Below are 23,162 nucleotides of genomic sequence, written 5' to 3'. Positions count from 1 at the left end.
GTGTCCCGGCAACCCGGGACAGTGCACGGAGCTTTCGGTGATCAGCGGTACTTTTTGAGTTCGCGCCGGGCCAGCGAGCGACGGTGTACTTCGTCCGGGCCATCGACGATGTGCAGGGTGCGGGCGTTGGCGTAGAGCTGGGCCAGGGGGAAGTCCTGGCTGACTCCCGCGCCGCCGTGCGCCTGGATGGCACGGTCGATGACCCAGGTGGCCATCTCCGGTACCGCGACCTTGATCGCCTGGATTTCGGTGTGGGCGCCCTTGTTGCCGACGGTATCCATCAACCATGCGGTCTTGAGGACCAGCAGGCGAGTCGTTTCGATCCGGACGCGGGCTTCGGAGATCCAGTGCCGCACCATTCCCTGGTCGGCGAGTGCGCCGCCGAAGGCTTCTCGCTGCGAGACGCGGCGGCACATCAGCTCCAGCGCACGTTCGGCCATGCCGATGGCGCGCATGCAGTGGTGGATGCGGCCCGGTCCGAGCCGAGCCTGGGCGATCGAGAATCCCTCACCTTCCCCGGAGAGGATGTTCGAGGCGGGCACACGCACGTTGTGGAACTCGATCTCGGCGTGGCCGCCGTGATCGCCATCGGTGTAGCCGAAAACGTGCATACCCCGCTTGATCTCGACCCCTGGAGTGTCCCTGGGCACCAGGATCATGCTCTGCTGCCGATGCTGCTCGGCGTCCGGCTCGGTCTTGCCCATGACGATGAAGATCGTGCAGTTCGGATTCATGGCACCGGACGACCACCACTTGCGGCCGTTGATGACGTAGTCGTCACCGTCGCGTTCGATGCGGGTGGCGATGTTGGTCGCGTCGGAGGAGGCGACCTCGGGCTCGGTCATGCAAAAGGCCGAGCGGATCTCACCGTTGAGCAGGGGAGTCAGCCACCGGCTGCGCTGCTGCTGGTCACCGAACAGCGCCAGGGTTTCCATGTTGCCGGTGTCCGGGGCCGAGCAGTTCAGCGCTTCCGGTGCCAGGTGCGGACTCCGGCCGGTGATCTCGGCCAGCGGTGCGTATTGGAGATTCGTCAGTCCCGCACCGTGTTCCCCGGGCAGAAACAGGTTCCACAGCCCTCGGCTGCGTGCCTTGTCCTTGAGTTCCTCGACGATCGGCGGGGTGGCCCAGATGTCATCGGCGTCGGCTACTTGCTCGGCGAGCACTGCTTCGGCCGGGTACACGTGAGTGTCCATGAACTCCGTGAGTTGTTCACGAAGCCGCTCGGTGGTGTCGTCAAAGGCGAATTCCATTCATGCCTCCTTGAGGGTGGCGAGTCCCTGTTCGACCAGCGGAGCGACGAGTGCGCCGACGTGGTCGAAGCCCTCACCGACGGTCTGGTTGTGGGTGAAGCGGTAGTGGATGCCCTCCAGGATCACCGCGATTTTGAAGAAGCCGAATGCGGTGTACCAGCCCAGCTCGGACAGGTCGGCACCGCTGCGCTGCGTGTAGCGCTCCAGCAGTTCGCGGGCGGGCGGGAAGCCGTACTCGGGACCGATGCCCTTGGTGATCGGGTTCTGCTCGATCCCGCTGAAACCTTCCCAGTACACGACGAGCAGACCGAGATCGGTCAACGGATCACCGAGCGTGGCCATTTCCCAGTCGAGCACGGCTCGGATGCGGTCGTCGTCTCCGACGAGGACATTGTCCAACCGGTAGTCACCGTGCACGATGGTCGCGCGCCGGGTGGCGGGAAGGCGGGCGGCCAGCTGATCCCGAAGTTCGTCGATGCCGGTGATCTCCCGGCTGCGGGAGGCCTCCAGTTGCTTTCCCCAGCGACGGACCTGGCGTTCGAGAAAACCGTCGGGACGGCCGAAGTCGTCGAGGCCGACCTCCGCCGGGGCGAGCGCATGCAGATCGGCCAGCACGTCCATGAGCCGCAAGGACAGATCCTTGCGGCGCTCGATGCTCAGCGATTCGGTCTGCTGTGGATCTCGGAAGACGGTGCCGGAGACGTATTCCATGACATAGAACGGCGCTCCGATCACGTCCTCGTCGTCGCACAGCAGATAGGTGCCGGGTACCGGGACCTCGGTGCCCTCCAGGGCCGTCATGACGCGGTACTCCCGGCTCATGTCGTGCGCGGTCGCCAGCACGTGACCGAGTGGAGGGCGCCGGAGAACCCAGCGGTGGATGCCGTCGCCGACGATGTAGGTCAGGTTCGAGCGGCCACCCTGGACGAGTTCGCCGGTCAGCGGCCCCTGCACGAGGCCGGGGAGCTGCGCGTCGAGGTGGTTGCGCAACCTCGCCAAATCAAGGCCGGGCAGGTCGTCGGAGTGGGTGTGATCGGTCATGCGGTCTCCTGGGAACGTTCGGCCTCGAGCTCGGGGACCAGGTCGGCCAGATCCCGGCGGGTCTGCTCGGCATTCTCGTGCAGCACCGTGTGCATACCCAGCAGCCGGGCAGCCTCGATGTTCGGAACGCCGTCGTCGACGAACACCGCTTGCTCGGCGGGCAGGGCGAGGCGTTCCAGAGCGAGTCGGTAGATCTCCGGATCCGGTTTGCGCCTGCCGACGTCACCGGAGACCACCACCTCATCGAACAGTCCGTCGAGTTCCTGCCACGGGTAGTTGTTGCCCCAACTGTTGGAGAGCAGGCCGGTCGGGACGCCGAGTCCTTGCAGCTCCTCCACCAGCCGCAGCATCATCGGGTCACTGCGCATGAAGGAGAACAGGCGGGCGAGCAGTCCTTCCGGCTCGACCGGGCGGCCGTCCTCGGTACGCAGCCGATCGGCGAGTATCCGGTTGAATTCCTCGACCGGCATCTCGCCGGTCTCCAGTCGGTGAAGTGGGTTGCCGGGGGCGGCGCGCCGGGACAGCCAGTCCTTGAGCGTGGCCGAGAACGTATCCGGCTTGATGCGTTCCGCCTGGGTCCAGGCTGCGATGGCGGTGCGTCCCGGTGTGGTGAGGACACCGCCGTAGTCGAAGATCACCGCATTGATGCGGGCGCCGGTTGGGGCCATGTCCACAGACCATACCGACTGGACGGTATGTTCGCCAGACCCTCCAATGCCAACCGGTGGGATGCCGCTCGGGCGGAACAGCGCCCGCCCGCGCGGTGAAGGTCTTCCGCATCGACGGAACGGCAGGGAGCTTCACCGGGACACCACCGGGTGGTTCGGGTCCCTAGCCTGCGGTGGTCTCGTTGAGCCGCAGGAACTCCAGGTGAGCCTCGTACTGATCGAGGACGTCGTCGATCAGCTGGCCGTGCGTGTAACCCATCACGTCGTATCCCTGTCCTCCCTCCTGCAGGTGTACCTCGAGCCGGTAGTAGACCTCGCTGCCACGAGGGCCGTAGGTCGGCATGGTGACCTCGTGGGGCCGGATCCGGTACCGGAACGGATGTTCCTCCCCGAGGTCGGCCACCAGTTCGAGGTAGGCGACTCCCGCGTGATCGATTTCCCGACGCGCGTGTGCCTGTACTCCTTGGGCGTGCATCTCCCGCGCCACCGTGTCGAGGGCGGGTTCTGCCACTCGGGTGAGGAACTCGTCCGTGCGGACCCGGTCGGGGAAGGTCAGGGCGCGGGTGAGGCGGGTCCGCCAGGTCCCCTCGGCGGCACCCTCCTCCGCAGCCGTGCTGCGTCCGGACAGCACTGCGGGCAGGCTCTGTCGCTGGCTGTCGGCGCGGGTTCCCTCCACCCGCAGTGCCCTGTACAGGCCGACCATCACGAGGACCATGACGAAGGCGAACGGCAGCCCCATGATGATGGTGGCGCTCTGCAGTGCGGGCACCCCGCCGACGAGGAGCATCGCCATGGTGAGCAAGCCGGTGGCCATCGCCCAGAAGATCCGCACGCCGCTGCGCGCGTCGTGCTCCGGCGTCGGCAGGTGGGACGTGAGGTTGCCCATCACCAGTGCGCCCGAGTCGGCCGAGGTCACGTAGAAAAGCAGCCCGACGAACGTGGCGAGCCCGGCGATGACGGGGGTGGCGGGAAACTGCGCCAGCAGCGAGTAGAACCCCTGTGCGGGCTGGTTCACAGCGACTTGCCCGAAGTTCCCTCCGCCGGTGCGGACGATGTCCAGCGCGGTGTTGCCGAAGATCGACCCCCACATCAGGATGTACAGGAAGGGGATGATCAGCGTCCCGGTGACGAATTGACGAATGGTCCGGCCGCGCGAGATCCGGGCCAGGAACAGGCCGACGAACGAGGCCCACGCGATCCACCAGGCCCAGAAGAACAGCGTCCACGCGTTCAGCCAGTCGACGGGCCGGTCGAAGGCGAAGGTTTCCAGCGTCATGCCCGGAAAGGAGCGCACGTAGACTCCGACGTTGAGCACCAGCGCGTTGAGCAGGAACACGGTCTTGCCGGTGACCAGGATGAACCCGGCCAGCCCGAGCGCGAGCAGCACGTTGAGCTGGGACAGCCGCTTGATGCCCTTGTCGACGCCGCTGACCGCCGACAGCGTCGCCATGATCACCGCAACGGCCACCAGGCCGATCTGGGACGCTGTCCCCGAGGGAATGCCGAACAGGAATTCGAGCCCGTAGCTGAGCAGGACCACCCCGATTCCCAGCGAGGCCGCGATGCCGAAGATGGTGCCCAGCACGGCAGCGAGATCCACCCCGTGCCCGAGCCCCCCGTAGATGCGTTTGCCGAAGAGGGGGTACAGGGCGGAGCGGATGGCCAGCGGCAGTCCTCGCCGGTAGGCGAAGAAGGCCAGCGCTATGCCCATCAGCGCATACATCCCCCATCCGGTGATGCCGTAGTGAAACAGCATCCACACGGTTGCCTGCCGGGCGGCCTCCATCGTCTCCCCCGGGCCACGCGGTGGGGAAAGATACTGCGTGACCGGCTCGGAGACGGCGAAGAACATGACATCGGTACCGATGCCGGCGGCGAACAGCATCGATGCCCACGTCAGCGTGCTGAACTCCGGCTGCGAATGCTGCGGCCCCAGCTTCGTCCGCCCGTAGCGGGAGGAACCGAGGAAGACCACGAACACCAGGATGATCGTGGCGAGCAGGATGTAGAACCACCCGAACCACGTGGAGATCCAGCTCACCACTGCGCCGATGACCTCAGCGGCCGCTGTCGGTGACACGACCGCCCACAGGGCGATCGCCAGGATGACGACGGCCGAACCGTAGAAGACGATCCGGTTCAGTCTCGTCTGTTGCGCCGACTCGGCTGTCCGGCCGGTCGGTGTGTCATCGCTCATGGGAATGCTCCGTTGCGGACATGTGCCGGCGAGGCCGCGGGCAGTCCTGGTGGGCCGAAGCCGATGTCCCGGGTCGTTGGCCAGTCGCGCAGGTGGGGCTTTGCCCGTAGAGCTCGTCGGCGGTCACCCGGGAAAGCGGCAGCCCGGCCTGCTGAGGACGGGTGATCATCTGCCGGGCCAGTTCGGGTTTGGTGGCGAACTCATGTGCGTACGGTATCCCGGCCGATTCGCACCGCGCAGGATCGGCGCACCAGGCCTGCTCGGGCAGATACAGCTCCCGATCGATCAGGGCGTGCTCGGCCGAGCCGGCGTAGGTGGCAAACGCCGCGGCCTGGCAGTTCTCGATGTGGTCGGCGGTGCTGGAGTGCTGCCGCTGCACCCCGACCGAGCGGAGATCATCTTCTGCCACTCGATCGTCTCAGCGGATCCGCCGGCGCGTGTGTGCGAAGCCACCTCTGTTACCGCATTCGGGTGTCGAGAGGCAAGTTTGCCGGGTAGGAGTCCCCCTTCCGGTGAGTCTTGGGCATTTCGTCCGGCGGCGACCATCCCGAACCGGGAAACATGGCCGTGAAGTAGCGGGGCATGGGAATACGGGGTGTTTCCGACCGGACCTTGCCGAGCTGTGGTGTCCGGGCGAGTCGCGCTGCGGTGAGAAGTTCGTCCGTCGGCATGTGCGGAAAAGTTTCCGAAAACGCCACTGTCGGCGAGTGCCTGTGGTGAGGAAGGGCGATGGCAACGCGCGAGATCGGCGCACTGGATACGGCATTTCTGTGCCTCGAACAGCACGACGCACCGATGCACATCGGCGCTGTCGCGGTCTTCGATCCCCGAGAGGAGGCCGACCCCGGGCGGTTGAAGAGCCTGCTGGCCGAACGCATCGGTCGCATGCCGCGCATGCGCAGGCATGTCGGTGACTCCTGGCTTCCCGCCGGGGCCGCACAATGGGAGGAGGATCCCGACTTCCGAGCCGAGGAACACATTCACAATCACGGCGTTCCCTGGCCCGGCGGCCCGGACGAGCTGGCCACCCTGGTTTCCGAGCTGGTGGCCGAACCCCTTGATCTGACCCGCCCGCTGTGGGAGCTGCACGTGCTCACCGGCCTGCACGGCGGGCGATTCGCCATCCTGGTGAAACTGCACCACGCCCTCGCCGACGGAGCCGGAGCGGTCGAGATCGGTCTCGGCCTGCTCGATGGTTTCGGACCTGTGGCCGACACACACGAGTACGATCCGACGGGCACCGACCGGGGTGTGTTGGGGTTCGCCCGCTCGATGCTGACATCGATCTCCCGGCCCGACCGGCTGGTGCGCAACACCCTCACCGCCGCCGACGAACTCCGCCGAACCGTGCAGCAGGCCGGTGAGGCACTGAACATCGGTTGGTCCGTGCTCCGCAACGTCCACGTGCCGCTGTCGGCCTCGCCCTTGCTGGCACCGCGTTCGGCGAGCAAACGGATCGAACTGTTCGCACTGGAGATGGGCGACATCCGCCGGGTGCGCAAGCGCCACGGCGGCACGACGAACGACATCGTGCTGGCCATCGTGACCGGAGCGCTGCGTCGGTGGCTCACCACGCGCGGATACCCCGTCGACACGCTACGGTTGCGCGCTCTCGTCCCGGTCAGCCACCGCTGCCGCGATCGGCAGCCCGCGGGGAACAATCGGCTTTCCGGCTACCTGTGCGATCTACCGGTGAACGAGCCCGATCCGCGCCTGCGACTGGAGACATTGCGGTCCTCGATGCGGGACAACAAGAGTGCGGGACCGCTTCGCGGGCCCGGTGCTCTCCCGGTGCTGGCCGATCGGGTGCCCCCGGCGCTGCACCGGCTGGCCACCCGGACCGCGGTCCGCGGTGCCCCGCTGCTGTTCGACACCGTCATCACCAACGTGCCATTGCCCGACATGTCGGTGTCGCTGGACGGCGCCGGGCTTCGCGAGCTGTACCCGCTCGTGCCGCTGGCCGCAGGACACGCCCTGTCCATCGCTGCGTCCCAGTACCGCGATCGCGTCCATGTCGGACTGCAGGCCAACAGGGCGGCGCTGCCCGACATCGAGAAGTTCAACGAAGCACTACCGCATGCTCTGGCCGAGCTCGACGGCTCGGAGGCCTGAGCTCGAACCGCATCGACCGCACGGAAGCGACGAGGTCCCTCCCACTACGGGGAAGGGACCTCGTCGCCGGGGACGGATCGCGCGTCAGCGGGCGTCCTCGAGGAGCATGTCGGAGCACTTTTCGCCGATGGCCATCGTGGTGATGTTCGGATTCACGGCCACCAGGAAAGGCATCGCGGAGGCATCGGCCACCCGCAGGCCCTCGACACCCTTCACACGTAGGCGCGCATCCAGTGGTGCGTCGGTGTCGTCGTCGGCTCCCATCGGTACCGACGCCGCAGGGTGATACACCGTGTTGTGGGTTTTGCGCAGGTAATCGGCGATTTCGTCGTCGCTGCGCACATCCGGACCGGGGTGCAGCTCGGCGCCCTTCCAGTCCCGCATGGCGTCCTGGTCCACGATCTCGCGGGCGAGCTTGATGCCGTAGGTCATGACCCGGATGTCGTGCGGGTCGGTGAAGTAACGGGGGTCGACGGCAGGCTTGTCCCGATAGTCACGGGTGCGCAACCGCACCGTGCCGACCGACCGGCTGCGGGTGACGTTCGGAGTCAGGCAGAACCCGTTCTCCGTCGTGGGGAATCCGTGGCGCGCCGTGTTCATGTCGAACGGCACCGAACCGTAGTGGAACATCAGGTCGGGACGGTCGAGCCCCTTCTCGGTGGTGGTGAAAATGCCGATCTCCCACCACTGCGTGGACTCCTGGACCATCGGCTTGGCGGCGTCCCATCCGATGACCCCTTCGGGATGGTCCTGCAGGTTCGAACCGACGCCGGGAGAGTCCACACGCACGTCGACACCGACCTCGCGGAGGTGCTCGGCCGGACCGATACCGGACAGCATCAGCAGTTTCGGAGTGTCGATGGCGCCGGTACTGAGCACGACCTCGCGGCGGGCACCGATCCGTTTGCTGTGCAGTCCGTCGGGATCCAGGTACTCCACACCGGTCGCCCGCTTGCCGTCGAAGAGTACCTTCTTGGCACGCGCGTCGGTGCGCACCTCCAGGTTCGGCCGCTTGCCCATGACGGGGTGCAGATAGGACACCGACGACGAGGAACGGGTGCCGTCCGCACGTGCGTTGATCTGGAACCAGTTCGCACCGTGGGTGACGGTTCTGCCCGAGTTGAACTCGGTGATCGGGATGCCCGCCTGCTCGCAGGCCTGCAGCAGCGCGACACCGGAAGGATCCTTCGGCGGAACACTGCGCAGGGTGACCGGGCCACTACGGCCGTGGTGCTCGCCGGGGCCGTCGTTGGTCTCCAGCCGCTGGTACAGCGGGAAAATATCGCGGGAGCCCCACCCCGGCAGACCCATCGACTCCCACTCGTCGAGGTCCTCGGCCGGAGCCCAGAACGCGATGCAGGAGTTGTGGGACGAACAGCCACCGAGGACCCGGGCTCGAGCGTGCCGCAGGTAGGAGTTGCCGTACTTCTGCGGCTCCACGAGGTAGTCCCAGTCGTATCCGGATTCCAGCAGACTCATCCAGCGGTTCAGTTCCAGCACCGCGTCCTTGTCCTTGTCGGACGGTCCCGCTTCCAGCAGGCAGACGGTGGTGCCGGGGTCTTCGGACAGCCGTGCCGCCAGGGCGGCTCCTGCACTACCCCCGCCCACCACGACATAGTCGAAGTGGGCGGAGTCGAGCTCGTCGGTCATGGTGGTCTCTCCTGATCGCGGAAAGGAAAAAGCAGACTGGCGGGTTTTTCGACAACCGCAGGCGTCGGATCGCGGCCGTTTACTCGGAGAACCAGTACTGAGGCCCCGGCCGGAGGTTCTGATAGATGTGTTTGGCCTCCTGGTACTCGCCGAGACCGCCGGGGCCCAGTTCCCGTCCGATACCGGATTGCTTGAAACCGCCCCATTCCGCCTGCGGCAGGTAGGGGTGGAAGTCGTTGATCCACACCGTGCCGTGGCGCAACCTGCCCGCGACGCGCTGTGCCTTGCCCGCGTCGGAGGTGAAGACCCCGGCGGAAAGGCCGTAGTGCGTGTCGTTGGCGATGCGCACCGCGTCGTCCTCGTCGGTGAAGCGCTCCACGGTGAGTACGGGGCCGAAGGACTCCTCGTCCACGGCGTAGGACCCTTGCCGGACCTCGTCGAGAACGGTCGGAAGGTAGTAGTAGCCGTTCGAGAACTGCTCGCTTTCGGGGCGGCGGCCACCGGTGCGCAGGACGGCTCCCTCGTCGATGGCCTTGGCGACATAGGCCTCGATCTTGCTGCGGTGTTCGGCCGAGATCAGCGGCCCCGTCTCGGCCTCCTCCTCGAAGGGGCCTCCCAGTCGGATCAGCTCGACGCGGCGGACGATCTCGTCGACCAGTGCGTCGTGCAGTTCGTCCTGCACGACCAGGCGCGCCCCTGCGGAGCAGACCTGACCGGAGTGCAGGAAGATCGCGGTCAGTGCGTAGTCGACGGCGGTGTCGAAGTCGGCGTCGGCGAAGACGACGTTCGGGTTCTTCCCGCCGAGTTCCAAGGCCACCTTCTTGACCGTTCCCGCGGCGGCGGCGGCGATGGTACGTCCAGTGTGCAGGCCACCGGTGAACGACACGAGATCGACGTCGGGATGCTCGGCGAGGACGGCGCCGGTTTCCTTGCCGGGGCCGAGTACGAGATTGCCCACGCCTGCGGGCAGGCCGGCCTCGGTGAGTGCCTCCATCAGCAGGACGGCCGTGCTCGGCGTGAGTTCGCTGGGTTTGAGTACGAAGGTGTTGCCCGCGGCGATGGCCGGGGCGACCTTCCAGGCCACCTGCAGCAGCGGGAAGTTCCACGGTGTGATGAGTCCGCACACGCCGACCGGCTCGTAACTGACTCGGCTGATCGTGTCCGGCGAGCCGGTGTCGACGACATGGCCGGGATCGGTACCGGCGATCTTGCCGAAGTACCGGAAGCATGCGGCGATGTCGTCCATGTCGTAGCCGCTTTCGACCAGCCGCTTGCCGGTGTCCAGTGACTCCGCTCTGGCGAACTTCGCTCTGTCGCGGACGAGGATGTCGCTGACGCGCAGCAGCAGGTCACCGCGCTCCCAGGGCGAACCGCTCGCCCATGTGCCCTCGTCGAAGACGCGGCGTGCGGCCGCGATGGCGCGCTCGGTGTCGGTGCGTCCGCCCTCGGCGACCGTGGCCACGGCGTTTCCGTCGGCGGGGCAGCGGATCGTGCGGGTGTTGCCGGACTCGGCCGGTCCCCACGCGCCGTCGATGAACAGGGTGTTCCCCGCCTCCGACGAGGCCGGACTCCTGTGCTCGGCGCCGTCCGAAGGCATTTCAGTATGCGGCATGGTGGCTTCCTCGGTGATGGTGTTTCCCGACGTGTGGTGTCGGTATCGAGGTGCGAGCCCTGATGCGCTCGGTCCCTCGAAAACCGAAGCACCTGCGATGTACAAATGTACATCAAAGGGGTCGGTACTGCACATCACGAGTCTTTTTGTCGCTGTGACCAGGTTAAATGCCTCAAGAATGAACTGGAACACACCATCGGGTGGGAGTTTCGTGGCAATCTGTGAGAGGTTCCCGTGCTGCTATCCGTCTCAACCGGGCGAGCGTGGGTACCGTAGGTTCGGCGGGAGGTTCACGACACGCGATGACGACCACGGATTCGGACGCGCAACATGCGGTTCGCCGCAAGTACGCCTCGTCCTTGCGCAAGGATCCACAGCGACGTGAACGCATAGCCCGTGCGGCCATTACCGTCGTTGCCGAACGCGGTGTCGACAAGGTGACGCACCGCGCCGTGGCCGCCGCCGCGAGCGTCCCGCTGGGGTCGACGACCTACCACTTCGCCACGCTCGACGATCTGCTTGCGGTCGCCCTGGAACAGGCTGCGCAGGAGAACGTGGCCCAGTTGCGCGAGTGGGCGGAGAAGTTGCCCGACGAGCAGGACCTGGCGACCGCGCTGACTGATCTGGTCCTGGAGTTCCTCGGCCCCGAGCGGGAACGCACCGTGGTGGAACACGAGCTGTACGTGGCGGCGCTGCATCGTCCGGCCCTGCAGCACGCCAGCACCGAGTGGGACGAGGCCCTGCGGGACCTGTTCACCTCCTATACCGATCCGGTCACCGGCCGGATGCTTTCCGCGGTCTTCTGCGGACTGCTGCTGCAAGGTGTCGTTCGTGATCCGCTGCCGGAACGAGATGAGATCGAAACGATTTTCCGTCGCGCATTAGGACATTCCGGTCAAAGCTGAGTCATTTCATGGCGGTATCGGTGTTCCTTCGTGGATACTCGATCGCCGCTGATTCTTTTGCTGCCGGGCCGTTGATCTGTCGTGTGGTGTGGGCGACAATAACCGCCAGCGATCCGCCAAACGCCACTTGCTCGTGACCGTGCAGCCAGGACAGGTTCAGTCCGGTGGAGCACATCGCAGGGCGCTTTTCAGGGTGTACAACGGAAATTGCCGCGTCGGGGCGTGGCTCGCTCCCAACAGTTCGAACATGATCAACATGAGTGGGGTGAGACCGTGGGGCACAACGAAGACAGGGAACTCGTGCCGTTGAAGTCGGATTTCGACGTCGTTTGGCGTGGATTCCGGCGATCGCAGGTTCAGTTCTACATCCAGCAGACGGACAATGAACTCCGCGTCCTCACCGAGGACCGCGACTCGGCATTGAGCCAGGTTGCCAACCTCAACGCCGAACTGGAGCAGGCCAGGGAGGAGGTCGCCTCCCTGCGCAAGCAGCTTGACGATGTGTGCCGGACACCGATCGACGAGGCAGCGCTGTCGGACAGGCTGCGGCGAATGGTCCGGCTGGCCAACGACGAGGCCGAGGAGCTCATCTCCTCCGCTCGTGCGACCGCCGAACACGAATGGTCCCGCTCGGAACAGGCGGCCTCGGACCTGCGGAGTCGTTACGAGCGCCTGGTCTCCGAGGCCGACGAATGGCGACAGCAGAGCGAGTCGCAGCGTAGGGAGTCGCTGGAGCAGACGCGCCAGGAAATCGAGCGGATGTCGCGCGAGGCCGAGCAGCGACGCCGCAAACTCGACCTCGAGGCCGAGCAGCGACGCAATCAGATCGAGCAGGACTTCGAGACCTCGATGGCTGCCCGGCGCACGGAGGCGATGCGGACCCTCGCCGAGCGTGACCGGTCCAGCCGGGAGGAGGCCGAGCGTCGGGTCCGTGAGGCAGCCGCGGAAGCCGAGCGCCGTACCCGGCGAGCCACCGAACAGGTCGAAGCCATGCGCGAGGTGCGCCGGGATGTGGCCGAGCAGGTGCGGTCGGCCCAACACGCGCTGAGTGAGGCGGAACCGTTGCTGGCCGCTTCGGTCGCGGGAATCGAGGCCGAAGAAGCCGATGAGTACGTGGCCGCACATGTCCACAGGGGAAGGAATCGGTCCGCCGATGCGGATCGACAGCTCGCGGTGCCCAAGCAACGCGAGTCCGATCCCGCCGACGAGTCGGTGAACTCGGAGGAGGGCAGCGAAGCTCTCGACCGGGACACGGCGATCAGCGCCTGAGCCGGTTCCCGGAAGTTCGACCGCAGTGGTACCTGCGCGGGCGCACCCGGAGTCCGCGCAGGCCTCTGCGCTCCTGCGGAAAGACATGCACTGCGAGAACCACCGGAATCCGGTAGAGGTGAGAGCGGCGGGTCATGTCGCGGTGACAGTGCCGTGGGCATGGCGATGGCCGACGTCAGCAGTGCGGCGCAGGGACGGAGGCTTTGCATGGCGGTCGATATCGGCAGCGTGGGACTGTGGACACCTTCGTGGGATTGGAATCCCGACAGCAGTGAGCATCGCGAGGCCATCGCCGAGCTGGACACGCTCGGATACGGGGCGCTGTGGCTCGGTGCGGCCGGCGGTGACCTCGCCTTGGTCTCCGGACTGCTCGACGCCAGCGAGCGCATCGTCGTGGCCACCGGCATCGTCAATATCTGGACGCACGATGCGGCCGAGCTGGCGGCCGTCCACGACAGGCTGTCGACGGCCCACCTCGACCGGTTGCTGATCGGTGTGGGCACCAGTCACGCTCCGGCGGTGGAAGCGGCAGGCCACAGTTACTCCAAGCCTTACAGCAAGCTCGTCTCCTTCCTCGACGAACTCGACGCTGCTGAGCCCGCCCTACTCCCCGAATCTCGTGTACTCGCCGCTCTCGGCCCGCGGACACTGGCACTGGCGGGGGAACGCGCCCGTGGTGCACATCCCTACCTGACCACTCCGGAACACACCGCCAATGCGCGGGAAATCCTCGGTGCCGGGCCGCTTCTGGCGCCGGAGCAGAAGGTCGTTCTGGCCGCCAACGCCGATCGGGCACGCTCGGTGGCCAGAGAGGGCGTGGCGCCGTATCTCACGCTGCCGAACTATCTGAACAACCTGCGGCGACTCGGTTTCACCGACGCCGACTTCGCCGAGGGGGGCAGCGATCGCCTCATCGATGCCGTGGTGGCCTGGGGAGACCTGGAGACGGTGGTGTCCCGGATCCGGGAGCACCACGAGGCCGGAGCCGACCACGTCAGCCTTCAGGTGCTGACCGGGGAGGCAGGCCTGCCCCGCGAGCAGTGGCGCCGCCTCTCCGGGGCACTCGCGTAAGCGAAGATGGCCGGACGCGCACTTTCTTCCGTGTGGCGCGTCCCGCTTTGCGCGCACGCGGCGAACTGCCACGGACGTGCTTCGACCGCGGGGACGGCGATGGTCCCGACAGCGTCAGGTCAGAGCGCTCGGGTCGGCGGGCACGTCCACCGCGTGCTTCTGGAGCGCCTCGAGCGGTACGGCCTCCACGGCACGCTCATGGGTGGCGGCCAAGACGACCGGTGGAGCCACGCCCGCGTCGTAGGCTTCTTTCCAGCGGGAGGCACACACGCACCACCGGTCCCCGGGCTGCAGCCCCGAGAAGCCGAATTCGGGGCGGGGAGTGGTCAGGTCGTTGCCGACCGATGCCTGATGTGTGAGGAACTCGGTGGAGACCACTGCGCAGACGGTGTGGTTTTCGAGGTCCTCCGGTCCGGTGCTGCAGCACCCGTCCCGGTAGAAACCGGTCAGCGGGTCGGTGCCGCAGGACTCCAGCTTTTCGCCGAGAACGTTGCGATCGGTCGTCATGCTTTCAGGATGGCATCCACCCCCTGCACGGGCCGAGAGCGAGATTGTCTTTCGAACGGGAAATCCACATTGAGAGGCTCCGGCAGTGGGAGCTGTCGGGCTCACGGCGCCCAGGTGGCGGCTCGCGGCGTTGTCGTGGAGTCGATGTGGCTCCGCCACGCCTCCTTCCTCCTAACAAGATCCGGCCGGGATGGTGTGCATGATGCGGATGACAGTGCCGTGGAGGCGATCGGTTACGGTCCTCTTCGTTCATCCGCTCGCACAGCAGCCTGGTTCTCGGTAGAAGCCCGTTACACGGGAGCATGGCCTCGTATTGGCTACATGCTGTGACCAAGTGGCCTCCCGTGATAGTTCATTCGGGGCAATCTGGGTAGTCGTGTACGTACTTTCCGCCATGCGCGCATACACGCTGTGTCGGGAGTCTGGGGACCCGTGACTCCCCCCGACCAGTACGACACCCCCGAAGAAAACCCCCGAAACCAGGCCGGTACCCCGAACCCGGCCAACTCGAACTCAATGGATCAACGCAAGGAAGCAGACTCCCCGAAGAAGGATTTCCCGAAGGCATCCGGTGACAACCGGTGGCGGTCCGCGGCACTGAAGGCCGAGCATGCTGCGCGTTCGGTGACGCAGCGCGTGCAACCCGCGGCGCAGCACTTCGGTCGCCGAGCAATGCTGCTGATCCGGAAGCTGTGGCTGTGGCTGTGGCCGCTCCTGCAGCGCTTCGGTCGGCAGGCGGCCTTGCTGGCCCGGCGTGTCCAGCGCTGGGCGGCGCCGTACGTGCAGCGGGTTCAGCGCTGGGCCGCACCGCATGTACAGCGCATCCAGGAGCGGGCGGCGCCCTACCTGCAGCGGGTTCAGCGCTGGGCCGCACCGTACGTACAGCGCGTCCGGGCCAAGGTGGCGCCGCACGTGGCAGCCGTTCGCGCCAAGCTGCCGACTCGTGCGAGCCGTCACCACCGCGTTCCCTCCCGGGTGCGGTCGGTGCAGATCGGTGCCGCTGCCGTCGCGTTCGGCATCCTTGCCATCGTGGTCGGCAATGTAGGCTCCGAATCCCGTGCGGTCGATCCTGCGGTACAGGCCGATGGCATCCCGGCACCGACTGCGGAGGCTCCGGCCGCCCAGCCGAAGGAGGCGCCGGCCGAGGGGCAGGAAGAGAGTTCCGATGACGATTCGGGACAGGCCGAGATCCCAATCGGGCCGGATCCCTCCGGTATCGATGTCTCCAACCACAACGGCAGTATCAACTGGGACAAGGTCGCCGACTCGGGCAAGGAGTTCGCGTTCGTACTGGCCACCGATGGTCAGAGCTTTACGAACCCGCTGTTCCAGCAGCAGTTCGACGGGGCCAAGGAAGCGGACATGCTCGTCGGTGCCTACCACTTCGCCCGGCCCACCGGTTCTGCCGTCGCCCAGGCCGACCGACTGGTGAACACGATGGGCACCACGGACGACGCCAAGACCCTGCCGCCGGTGCTGGACATGGAGGTCTCTCCGAGCGGTGGCGGATGCTACGGCAAGACCGCGGGTGAGATGCAGGGATGGATGCAGACCTTCCTGGACCAGGTCAAGGACCGCACGGGTGAGAAGGGCATCGTCTACGCCAACCCGTCCTTCTGGAGCCAGTGCATGAATGGTTCCGACGCCTTCTCCGACTACCCGCTGTGGGTGGCTGCCTACGGTGTGGACAGCCCGAGCGTCCCCGGCGGCTGGAACGAGTACACCTTCTGGCAGTTCACCAGCAAGGGCCATGTCCCGGGTATCAATGGATACACCGACATCAACGAGTTCCGGGGTAGCGGTGAGGACCTTCTGGAACTCGCCGACTGATCCTGCCCGTTTTCCGGAAAGCGGGAACGCGGGACCGTCTGCAGCAGGGCGGTCCCGCGTTTTGTCGTGCCAGGCGCTGTACAGTGCCCCCTTCCAGGGGACCGAACGGCCATCACGTACCTTCACGACATGGTCACGATGGTGTCGTTTCACGCTCATCCCGACGACGAGTCCATCGCATGTGGCGGAGTGATGCGCAAGGCATTCGAGGAAGGTCACCGCGTCGTGCTCGTCGTGGCCACTCGTGGCGAGCAGGGAGAGGTCGCCGAGGGGTTCCTGGCCGACGGGGAACAACTCTGGCAGCGTCGCGTGACCGAGACGTATGCCGCGGCAGAGCTTCTCGGTGTGCAGCGTACGGAGTTCCTCGGGTACGCGGACTCCGGGATGATGGGCACGCAGACCAACGATCTTCCAGGGTCGTTCTGGAAGGCTCCGGTCGAACAGGCCGCCGCGGAGCTGGCCGACATCCTGCGTCAGGAGCGGGTCGACGTGCTGACCTGCTACGACGACAACGGCGGGTACGGTCACCCCGACCACATCCAGGTACACCGAGTGGGAATGCGCGCGGCCGAACTGGCGGGCACTCCGCGCGTGTATCAGAACACGATCAATCGTGACCGGTTCCGGCACGGCATCCGGGAATTCGCCGAGCAGGCAGCCGCGGCGGGCGTCGAACTGCCCGACATCGAAAACGATCCGGATTTCGGCAAGCCCGAATCGGCCATCACGGCCGCCGTCGACGTCTCGGCGTATGCCGAGCACAAGCGCAGTGCGATGCGGGCACACGCCAGCCAGATCAGCGAGGACTCGTTCTTTCTGCGTCTACCGGAGGACGCCTTCCGGTATGCGTTCGGTACCGAGTGGTTCATCCGCGCCGGTCAAGGACCCGGAATCACCGAGGCCGACCTGCTTGCGGGACTCTGAACGTGGGGGTGCGGGGCCGGGTTGGTCCTGGTGGGGGCGAAGTTTTCCCTGAAACTGATCCTCTTCCCCGGGAACGGGGAGGCGCAGTTTCGCCGAAAACCGACACAGCCCTGCTCGCGCCGCGGTACCGACCGGACATTACCGCCGGGTGGTGCTCGCGCAGTCGATGCACGTTCGCGCTGCCGGAAGTGCCTCCAGCCGTTGTGCGGTGATTCCCGTGCCACAACGTTCGCAGATGCCGTAGGTACCGGCTCGAAGGCGCTCGGCTGCCCGCTCCAGTTCGGTCAGGTCGTCGCGAGCTTGATCGAGCCGTCCCTGCAGCTGTGCCCGTTCGAAAGCAATGGTGGCCCCTTCCGGATCGTGCTCGTCGTCATGGGTCGTGTCCGCGGAGGACTCGATGAAGGACTCGAGTTGACGGGTCAACGCCGCTACGCGCTGCCTCGTGACGGCTTGCTGCTCCGTCAGCACGTCCGCCGGGGGACGCTCCTCCGCAGGTCGTTCGGATCCGGGTTTTCCCTCGGCCATGGGCCCGTCAACGCCGTTCCCGCACTCCGCATTCCGAGGCCCGGTGGAGTGGTTTCGCCGCCACCCCGGCCGTGTCCTCGGCCGTGATGGGGCACTGCTCAGGAGCGGTTGTGTGCCGCTCCGTCGAGTGACTCCGTGATCAGCTCCACGACCAGGTCGGGGCGGCTGAGAAACGGCGAGTGCCCCGTCGGCCAGGTCCTGACCTCGCCGCAGCGCTCGGCCATTTCCCGCTGTCGGTCGGGGTCGATGGCGCGATCCTCCGTGCAGACCACATAGGTGGCGGGGGTCTCCCGCCAGGCATGTCGCCGGGGGACGCCCTTGGTGACCTCGGGGCGCTGGGGGCGTAGCCGTGCGATGGCCCATGCGGCCAGGTCCGCGGAGCAGTCGTTGTACAGCGCGTCCGCGGCCTTCGTGGGGTCGAGTCGGGTCGCGCCGTCCTCCCGGCGCGTGACCGTCGAATCGAGTGTGCGGGTCGTGGCCCGGAGACCGGCCACGTGCTCGCTCCCGGCGAGGACGAAAGCCGCCAGATACACGAATCGGTCGACACCGGTCAGCCCGGTGATCACCGAGCCCCCGTAGGAATGGCCGAGTACGAGGGGTGGTTGCGCCATCTCGTCCACGGCGGCCTGTACCACCTCGGTGTCGGCCTGCAACGATCCGCGGTGCAGCTCCGGAACGGCGACCTCGACGCCGTGGGCGTGCAACTCGCGAACGACGAGATCGAAATGCTGTGGATCGTGCCACAACCCGTGTACCAGTACCACGCCGGTCACCGCATTCACTCCTGTTCTCGGCAAGGATCCCGATAGCCTCGGGAACAGTCGACATGATCCCCGATCTCCATCGAGCCCGGTACGGCGGTCGTTCGCAGGAGTGCCCGAGTTGGTACCGACGGCTCCTTGCCTGCGGGCTCGCGAGGATGACGGTCGACGTCGAGGGAAGGAATCAACAGGGAGGTGTGCGATGATCGAGCGTTCGGGAACAGCCGCTTTCGACTACGACCTGCACGGCGGAACCGATCTCACCAGGATCCAGTGGCACTTCTTCGGTCGTTCGCGATTGCCGGTCGCGGTTCAGACCTGGGAGCTGCCACCCGGCGGTGCGGAGGGCATGCACGCACACCCGGAGGAGGACCCGCTCGAGGAGCTGTATCTGGTCGTCGACGGATCGGCGGTGATGCGGGTCGACGAGCGGACATTCGAGATGCAGCCGGGAGATGCCGTACTGGCCCCGGTGGGGGCGGAGCACGACGTGCGCAACTCGGGTGAGTCCACACTGAAGCTCGTGGTGATCTGGGGACGGCCCGCACCTACGGACTGGTCCTCCTACGGAACCGCGAAAGCTGCCCGGGAAGCAACCGCTCGGGCGGATGGGTGATTGCGGCTGAGGCGCTTCGGCCTGCCATGCGCGGCATCACCAGCCCGCGCTCGCCAGGTGTTCGGCGACCTCGGCCAGTTCGGAGCGGGCGGTGAGTTCACCGCGCAGCAGCGGTACCTCGACGACGCCGTGGTCGCCGAAACGTTGCCGGATGGTCGCGCGCACCTCGGCCTCCCGGCGTGCGCGGTCGGCCAGCAGTCCGGTGGCATCCGAAGGTGCGACGCGGTTGACCGCGACGGAGCCGAGGGTGAGTCCGCCGTCGGCGAGTGCTTGCGCGGCACGTTCGGTTTCGGCGAGGGGAAGGCGTTCGGGCACGAGCACGAGGTGCACCGCCGACTCGTCCAGCAGCCGCCGACGGGTACGTTCCAGCCGGGAGCGCCGGCCGTGCAATCGCTGCAGGAGCGGGTCCTGTCCGGTGTCGGCGCGGCCGAGTAGCCCGGACAGCATCCGTTCGGTGCCCCGGACCTGCTCGCGCTGCCGGACCAGGCCCTCGATCCACGGTGTCAGCAGCGTGGGAAGGCTCAGCAGCCGCAGCATGTGCCCGGTCGGTGCGCTGTCGACCACGATGCGGTCCCATCGGGCGGGTACCTCGTCGAGAAGATCGGTCAGCCGGTCCACCAGCGCCGACTCGACCGTGCCGGGACTGGCGGCGGCGCGCTGAAGATGCTGCTCGACGGCAGGCAGGACCTCACGCGGCACGGCCTCCTGCGCTTCCCGGCTCACCTGCTCGACTCGGCGGCGGGCCACACTCTCGCCGTCGATCTCGCAGGCCCACAGCCCCCCGGACAGCTCCGCTGGTTCGTCACCCAGCGGGACCGCGAGAACATCACCGAGGGAGTGTGCGGGATCGGTGGAAACCACCAGGGTGCGGTGCCCGCGGCCGGCGAGCAGTAGTGCGTAGGACGCCGCGAGCGTGGTCTTGCCGACTCCGCCCTTCCCGCCGAAGAAGGACACGGTGCGTTGCGTGGAAGGGGGATCGGTCAACAGCACATTCCCGGATCGCCGAAAGTGTCCTGGCCCATGCGCTGGTGCCAATCGTGCAGATCACCGACGAGGTAGGGGATCAACTCCAACGTCTCGTAGGCGACGGGATTTTCCACCCCCAGAGCATCCAGCATGACCAGTGCCCGGAAGGTGTCGTCCTGGCGCCGCGCCTCCCGTTCCAGTGCCTGGCGCCATGGTGCGACGAACAGTTCGTCGTGAAAGGCGTCGATGCGCCGCCAGGCGACGACGATGTGCGCCCACAGACTCCGTGCGTTCACCATGGACCGTCGCTGCTGTCCGTCGGGAGCTGCCGGGACACCACCGGGAGAAGCTCGGCAGCCACGAGCCTCTCCCGGCCTTCGAAAGCCGCGTCAGGATTCATCCAGCTGCGCCTCCCGCTCGGTGTCGGCCTCCCGGCTGTTCCAGGTTCGCACCAGCGCCAGAGCGGCCTCGACGATGAGCCAGATCGCCAGGACGAAGATGATGATGTCCAGCGGCGCCAGTACCCACTGACCGTTCTCGATGAACTCGAGCATGTTGATCATGAGTGCCCACGTGGTCATGACCAGCAGGAACACCAATGGTATGAGTACCGCGAGGGGATTGCGCCGCTTCTTGGTCACCCACACCGCGATGACGGCGAGTGCGAGCCCGGCGGTGAGCTGGTTGGTGGTGCCGAACAGTTGCCAGAGCACGCCGAAGGTGTAGCCCTGCTCGCCGCCACCGGGCAGCAGTGCCATGGCCAGCGGGATGAGGACCGCCACGGCCGTGGCCAGCGTGATGTTGCGCGCGAGTGGGCGAACGCGCACGATCTCGCCGATCTCCTGCACGACGTAGCGCTGCAGCCGCACGCCGGTGTCCATGGTGGTGGCGGCGAAGCTGATGACCACGACCGCCGCGAAGATGGTGCCGAAGCCGATCGGCAGGCCGAGATTGTTCGCGAAGCCGGCCACGCCCTCGACGAAGTTCTGTGTGGCGCCGTCGGAGGCGGTCGCGAAGCTGGAGTACAACCGGTTCCACTCGGCGGTCGAGGCGACCGCACCCGCGGTGACCGCGAGGACCGAGGCCAGGGCGAGTGAGCCCTCACCGAGTGCGCCCATGTAGCCGACATAGCGCGCGTCGGTGTCCTTGGCGAGCTGCTTGGACGAGGTCCCGGAGGCCACGAGGCTGTGGAAACCGGACACGGCACCGCAGGCGATGGTGATGAACAGCAGGGGGAACCAACTCGGTGCTTGTGCGGGCACGTCGTTGACGACCGGCGCGACGATCGTGTCGAACCCGACGATGATGCCGAGCAGGATCACGCCGAGTGCGATGAACAGCTGATGGGAGTTGATGTAGTCCCGGGGCTGCAGCAGTACCCAGACCGGCAGTTGCGAGGCGATGAACGTGTAGACGAACAGGATGACGACCCACAGTGCACGTTCGCCGATACCGAGCGCACCGGCGAGCGGCTCGAGGGAAATGGGGAACGCCATCCCGAGCAGAATCGTCAGGTACAGCACGAGCACGCCGAGAATCGCCGGGAGCAGTGCCGAGCTGCGCGTGCGGTAGATGTACTGCCCGATGCCGATCGCGAGGGGAATCTGCAGGAAGATCGGGATGACCGCCGCCGGATTGGCTACCAGGAGACTCCCGATGACCACCGCGAACACGGCGTTCACGAGGGTCAGCAGGAAGAAGATGATCAGCAGGAACAGGGTTCGGGACCGGGGAGTGATGACGTCGCGGGCCAGCGTGCCGATGCTCTGCGCCTTGTGCCGTACCGAAACCACGAGCGAGCCGAAGTCGTGGACTCCCGCGGCGAAGACCGTGCCCAGAGTGATCCAGAGCAGTGCCGGGCCCCATCCCCAGAACACCGCGACGGCAGGTCCCACGATCGGGGCGGCACCTGCGACCGAGGTGAAGTGATGGCCGAACAGCACGTGTTTGTTCGTGGGCACGAAGTCGACGCCGTCCCGCATCCCGTGCGCAGGCGTGACGAAATCCGGATCCAACCCGTAGACACGGCGAGCGAGGTAGGACGAGTAGTAGCGATACCCCAGAAAGAAGATTCCGAGAACGACCAGGACCGGCACGATCGCGGGCATGCTGTCACTCCTACGAAGCGGCTACTGGGTTAACCTCGTGAGGTTTACACCATCGAGTGATCATAAGACCAGTGGCCCCGGTCACGCACGAATACCCGGGACACGAGACGGAAAGGCGCAACGCTTGCACAGTACGACTCCGGACTGGCTGGACCGGATTTGGCGTGGTGCTCTGGTCGCCGAGGTCTGCTGGCTCGATCGTGACGGCCGCCCGGAGAGCATGCCGGTCACCCCGCTTCTCCTCGACGACGTGCCGTGCCTGGCGCTGCCGTACGCACAGCGGAACCGGGCCGTCGCCCTGCGCACCGCTTCCGAGGTCGCCTTCACCGTCACCGACGCGCGCTCGCTGCCCAGCGCCGCCCTCGGTGTGGCCGCCTTCGGGGCTGTCGGCGTCGTCGACGATCTCGACGGTTCGGTGTTCCTCGACAAGCTCCTCGAACAGGAACTGGCCAAATATCCACCGTCACGAACCCTTGCGGACAGTCTGCTGCTGCGCCGGGAGAACTGGTGGTGGTTGCCGCGCCTGCTCGTCCGGCTCGACCGGGTGACCCGTACCCGCGCAGTGCCTGCTCGCACGGATCCGACCGAGCAGGCGCTGCTCATCCGGGATGACCTCGGTCTGCGAGTCGATACCGTCACGATCGCCGGCGGCGACGAGAATCGCTTCGAGTTGGTGTCTTCGACCGGGGACACGCTGCGGGGAGACACCGGTCCGGCTCTCGCTCTCGGTCACGACTACACCGCCGAGGATTTCGAACGCTGGGAGCCCTGGAGCCTGCGCGGACGGCTCCGGGGAAACGAGCTTGTCGTCGAGGAAAGCCATGGTGCGCGGCCGATCCCACCACGACCGCTGAGCCTGTGGGAGCGGATCCGTCGTCGGCGCCGGATGGAGAAAGCCTGCCGCGGGCAAATCGCGGCAGTCGAACGCGCCTTCGGATGATGCTTTCGTCGAGCGGGGTGCGGGCGGGGCGGCACCCCGGTATCCGATGTGGAATCTGCTCGGTTGCCCGATTTCGGAGAGTTGTCCCACTCAGCACAGAAGAGTTCTGTTGTCGATAGGCCGAATGGAGTCATTCGAGTGGTCTGAACGGGCCGGCTCTTCGGCGGATTTCCGCGATGTCTGCGATCTGATCCCGCAGACTCTTTCTCG

Annotated in this window: 21 protein-coding genes; 8 read left to right on the top strand and 13 right to left on the bottom strand. The window is 66.5% G+C overall.

What is annotated here, in order from left to right; all coding sequences use genetic code 11:
- Nucleotides 1-41 precede the first annotated feature (41 nt).
- From JOF55_RS02670 to JOF55_RS02650, 5 genes are all read right to left on the bottom strand, one after another.
- Nucleotides 42-1,250, bottom strand: coding sequence for an acyl-CoA dehydrogenase family protein (locus JOF55_RS02670; RefSeq protein WP_310269018.1), 1,209 nt, complete (start codon nucleotides 1,248-1,250; stop codon nucleotides 42-44).
- Nucleotides 1,251-2,291, bottom strand: a complete 1,041-nt coding sequence (locus JOF55_RS02665) for a phosphotransferase family protein (RefSeq protein WP_310269016.1) — start codon at nucleotides 2,289-2,291, stop codon at nucleotides 1,251-1,253. It lies immediately after the preceding gene.
- Nucleotides 2,288-2,959 (bottom strand): HAD family hydrolase, encoded by a 672-nt coding sequence (locus JOF55_RS02660; protein ID WP_310269012.1) that lies wholly within the window; start codon nucleotides 2,957-2,959, stop codon nucleotides 2,288-2,290. The genes JOF55_RS02665 and JOF55_RS02660 overlap by 4 nt, the downstream gene beginning before the upstream one ends.
- Nucleotides 2,960-3,122: 163 nt before the next feature.
- Nucleotides 3,123-5,156, bottom strand: a complete 2,034-nt coding sequence (betT, locus tag JOF55_RS02655; protein ID WP_310269009.1) for a choline BCCT transporter BetT — start codon at nucleotides 5,154-5,156, stop codon at nucleotides 3,123-3,125.
- Nucleotides 5,146-5,565, bottom strand: a complete 420-nt coding sequence (locus JOF55_RS02650; protein ID WP_310269007.1) for a transposase — start codon at nucleotides 5,563-5,565, stop codon at nucleotides 5,146-5,148. Before JOF55_RS02650 ends, betT begins: the two co-directional genes overlap by 11 nt.
- 320 nt (nucleotides 5,566-5,885) lie before the next feature.
- Between JOF55_RS02650 and JOF55_RS02645 the strand changes: the two genes are divergently transcribed.
- A complete protein-coding gene (locus JOF55_RS02645) occupies nucleotides 5,886-7,268 on the top strand; it encodes a wax ester/triacylglycerol synthase family O-acyltransferase (protein WP_310269004.1) in 1,383 nt (460 codons plus the stop codon).
- A gap of 84 nt (nucleotides 7,269-7,352) precedes the next feature.
- Here JOF55_RS02645 and JOF55_RS02640 read toward each other — a convergent pair whose 3' ends face one another.
- Nucleotides 7,353-8,918, bottom strand: coding sequence for a GMC family oxidoreductase (locus JOF55_RS02640; protein WP_310269001.1), 1,566 nt, complete (start codon nucleotides 8,916-8,918; stop codon nucleotides 7,353-7,355).
- A 79-nt stretch (nucleotides 8,919-8,997) separates the two neighbouring features.
- A complete protein-coding gene (locus JOF55_RS02635; RefSeq protein ID WP_374727366.1) occupies nucleotides 8,998-10,515 on the bottom strand; it encodes an aldehyde dehydrogenase family protein in 1,518 nt (505 codons plus the stop codon).
- A 317-nt stretch (nucleotides 10,516-10,832) separates the two neighbouring features.
- On the opposite strand from JOF55_RS02635, the gene JOF55_RS02630 reads away from it, so the two are divergent.
- The 3 genes from JOF55_RS02630 (at nucleotide 10,833) to JOF55_RS02620 (ending at nucleotide 13,775) form a co-directional block, all read left to right on the top strand.
- On the top strand, nucleotides 10,833-11,435 hold the full coding sequence (locus tag JOF55_RS02630) for a TetR/AcrR family transcriptional regulator (protein WP_310268995.1): 603 nt from the start codon (nucleotides 10,833-10,835) through the stop codon (nucleotides 11,433-11,435).
- Nucleotides 11,436-11,708: 273 nt separating this feature from the next.
- Nucleotides 11,709-12,704 (top strand): coiled-coil domain-containing protein, encoded by a 996-nt coding sequence (locus JOF55_RS02625; RefSeq protein WP_310268992.1) that lies wholly within the window; start codon nucleotides 11,709-11,711, stop codon nucleotides 12,702-12,704.
- Nucleotides 12,705-12,911: 207 nt separating this feature from the next.
- On the top strand, nucleotides 12,912-13,775 hold the full coding sequence (locus JOF55_RS02620; RefSeq protein WP_310268988.1) for an LLM class F420-dependent oxidoreductase: 864 nt from the start codon (nucleotides 12,912-12,914) through the stop codon (nucleotides 13,773-13,775).
- Between the two features lie 114 nt (nucleotides 13,776-13,889).
- Here the strand turns inward: JOF55_RS02620 and JOF55_RS02615 are convergent, their stop codons facing one another.
- On the bottom strand, nucleotides 13,890-14,282 hold the full coding sequence (locus JOF55_RS02615) for a DUF2237 family protein (RefSeq protein ID WP_310268985.1): 393 nt from the start codon (nucleotides 14,280-14,282) through the stop codon (nucleotides 13,890-13,892).
- A 432-nt stretch (nucleotides 14,283-14,714) separates the two neighbouring features.
- Between JOF55_RS02615 and JOF55_RS02610 the strand changes: the two genes are divergently transcribed.
- On the top strand, nucleotides 14,715-16,112 hold the full coding sequence (locus JOF55_RS02610) for a GH25 family lysozyme (RefSeq protein ID WP_310268982.1): 1,398 nt from the start codon (nucleotides 14,715-14,717) through the stop codon (nucleotides 16,110-16,112).
- Nucleotides 16,113-16,241: 129 nt separating this feature from the next.
- A complete protein-coding gene (locus JOF55_RS02605; protein WP_310268979.1) occupies nucleotides 16,242-17,036 on the top strand; it encodes a PIG-L family deacetylase in 795 nt (264 codons plus the stop codon).
- Between the two features lie 138 nt (nucleotides 17,037-17,174).
- Here JOF55_RS02605 and JOF55_RS02600 read toward each other — a convergent pair whose 3' ends face one another.
- Nucleotides 17,175-17,561, bottom strand: a complete 387-nt coding sequence (locus JOF55_RS02600) for a TraR/DksA family transcriptional regulator (protein ID WP_310268976.1) — start codon at nucleotides 17,559-17,561, stop codon at nucleotides 17,175-17,177.
- 98 nt (nucleotides 17,562-17,659) lie between these two features.
- The gene (locus tag JOF55_RS02595) at nucleotides 17,660-18,334 is read right to left on the bottom strand and encodes an alpha/beta hydrolase (protein ID WP_310268973.1); all 675 of its coding nucleotides are present in this window, start codon (nucleotides 18,332-18,334) and stop codon (nucleotides 17,660-17,662) included.
- Between the two features lie 190 nt (nucleotides 18,335-18,524).
- On the opposite strand from JOF55_RS02595, the gene JOF55_RS02590 reads away from it, so the two are divergent.
- On the top strand, nucleotides 18,525-18,938 hold the full coding sequence (locus JOF55_RS02590; protein ID WP_310268970.1) for a cupin domain-containing protein: 414 nt from the start codon (nucleotides 18,525-18,527) through the stop codon (nucleotides 18,936-18,938).
- Nucleotides 18,939-18,974: 36 nt separating this feature from the next.
- Here the strand turns inward: JOF55_RS02590 and JOF55_RS02585 are convergent, their stop codons facing one another.
- The 3 genes from JOF55_RS02585 to JOF55_RS02575 all read right to left on the bottom strand — a co-directional run bounded on the left by JOF55_RS02585 (nucleotide 18,975) and on the right by JOF55_RS02575 (nucleotide 22,012).
- The gene (locus JOF55_RS02585) at nucleotides 18,975-19,928 is read right to left on the bottom strand and encodes an ArsA family ATPase (protein ID WP_374727206.1); all 954 of its coding nucleotides are present in this window, start codon (nucleotides 19,926-19,928) and stop codon (nucleotides 18,975-18,977) included.
- Nucleotides 19,919-20,203, bottom strand: a complete 285-nt coding sequence (locus tag JOF55_RS02580) for a cory-CC-star protein (protein WP_310268965.1) — start codon at nucleotides 20,201-20,203, stop codon at nucleotides 19,919-19,921. The genes JOF55_RS02585 and JOF55_RS02580 overlap by 10 nt, the downstream gene beginning before the upstream one ends.
- 90 nt (nucleotides 20,204-20,293) lie before the next feature.
- Nucleotides 20,294-22,012 (bottom strand): carbon starvation CstA family protein, encoded by a 1,719-nt coding sequence (locus JOF55_RS02575; protein ID WP_310268963.1) that lies wholly within the window; start codon nucleotides 22,010-22,012, stop codon nucleotides 20,294-20,296.
- 124 nt (nucleotides 22,013-22,136) lie between these two features.
- Between JOF55_RS02575 and JOF55_RS02570 the strand changes: the two genes are divergently transcribed.
- The gene (locus JOF55_RS02570) at nucleotides 22,137-22,952 is read left to right on the top strand and encodes a pyridoxamine 5'-phosphate oxidase family protein (protein WP_310268962.1); all 816 of its coding nucleotides are present in this window, start codon (nucleotides 22,137-22,139) and stop codon (nucleotides 22,950-22,952) included.
- Nucleotides 22,953-23,162 lie beyond the last annotated feature (210 nt).

This window comes from Haloactinomyces albus, from assembly GCF_031458135.1.
GTDB classification, from domain to species: domain Bacteria; phylum Actinomycetota; class Actinomycetes; order Mycobacteriales; family Pseudonocardiaceae; genus Haloactinomyces; species Haloactinomyces albus.
The sequence above is the reverse complement of the archived record's forward strand: the minus strand, read 5'-3'. Positions and strand labels throughout refer to the sequence as shown.

Coding starts and splice junctions, on each gene's coding strand:
- JOF55_RS02635 (WP_374727366.1), bottom strand. CDS start 10,515: ATGCCTTCGGACGGCGCCGAGCACAGGAGTCCGGCCTCGTCGGAGGCG.
- JOF55_RS02620 (WP_310268988.1), top strand. CDS start 12,912: ATGGCGGTCGATATCGGCAGCGTGGGACTGTGGACACCTTCGTGGGAT.
- JOF55_RS02575 (WP_310268963.1), bottom strand. CDS start 22,012: ATGCCCGCGATCGTGCCGGTCCTGGTCGTTCTCGGAATCTTCTTTCTG.
- JOF55_RS02605 (WP_310268979.1), top strand. CDS start 16,242: ATGGTCACGATGGTGTCGTTTCACGCTCATCCCGACGACGAGTCCATC.
- JOF55_RS02645 (WP_310269004.1), top strand. CDS start 5,886: ATGGCAACGCGCGAGATCGGCGCACTGGATACGGCATTTCTGTGCCTC.
- JOF55_RS02600 (WP_310268976.1), bottom strand. CDS start 17,561: ATGGCCGAGGGAAAACCCGGATCCGAACGACCTGCGGAGGAGCGTCCC.
- JOF55_RS02670 (WP_310269018.1), bottom strand. CDS start 1,250: ATGGAATTCGCCTTTGACGACACCACCGAGCGGCTTCGTGAACAACTC.
- betT (WP_310269009.1), bottom strand. CDS start 5,156: ATGAGCGATGACACACCGACCGGCCGGACAGCCGAGTCGGCGCAACAG.
- JOF55_RS02590 (WP_310268970.1), top strand. CDS start 18,525: ATGATCGAGCGTTCGGGAACAGCCGCTTTCGACTACGACCTGCACGGC.
- JOF55_RS02630 (WP_310268995.1), top strand. CDS start 10,833: ATGACGACCACGGATTCGGACGCGCAACATGCGGTTCGCCGCAAGTAC.
- JOF55_RS02660 (WP_310269012.1), bottom strand. CDS start 2,959: ATGGCCCCAACCGGCGCCCGCATCAATGCGGTGATCTTCGACTACGGC.
- JOF55_RS02640 (WP_310269001.1), bottom strand. CDS start 8,918: ATGACCGACGAGCTCGACTCCGCCCACTTCGACTATGTCGTGGTGGGC.
- JOF55_RS02615 (WP_310268985.1), bottom strand. CDS start 14,282: ATGACGACCGATCGCAACGTTCTCGGCGAAAAGCTGGAGTCCTGCGGC.
- JOF55_RS02665 (WP_310269016.1), bottom strand. CDS start 2,291: ATGACCGATCACACCCACTCCGACGACCTGCCCGGCCTTGATTTGGCG.
- JOF55_RS02580 (WP_310268965.1), bottom strand. CDS start 20,203: ATGGTGAACGCACGGAGTCTGTGGGCGCACATCGTCGTCGCCTGGCGG.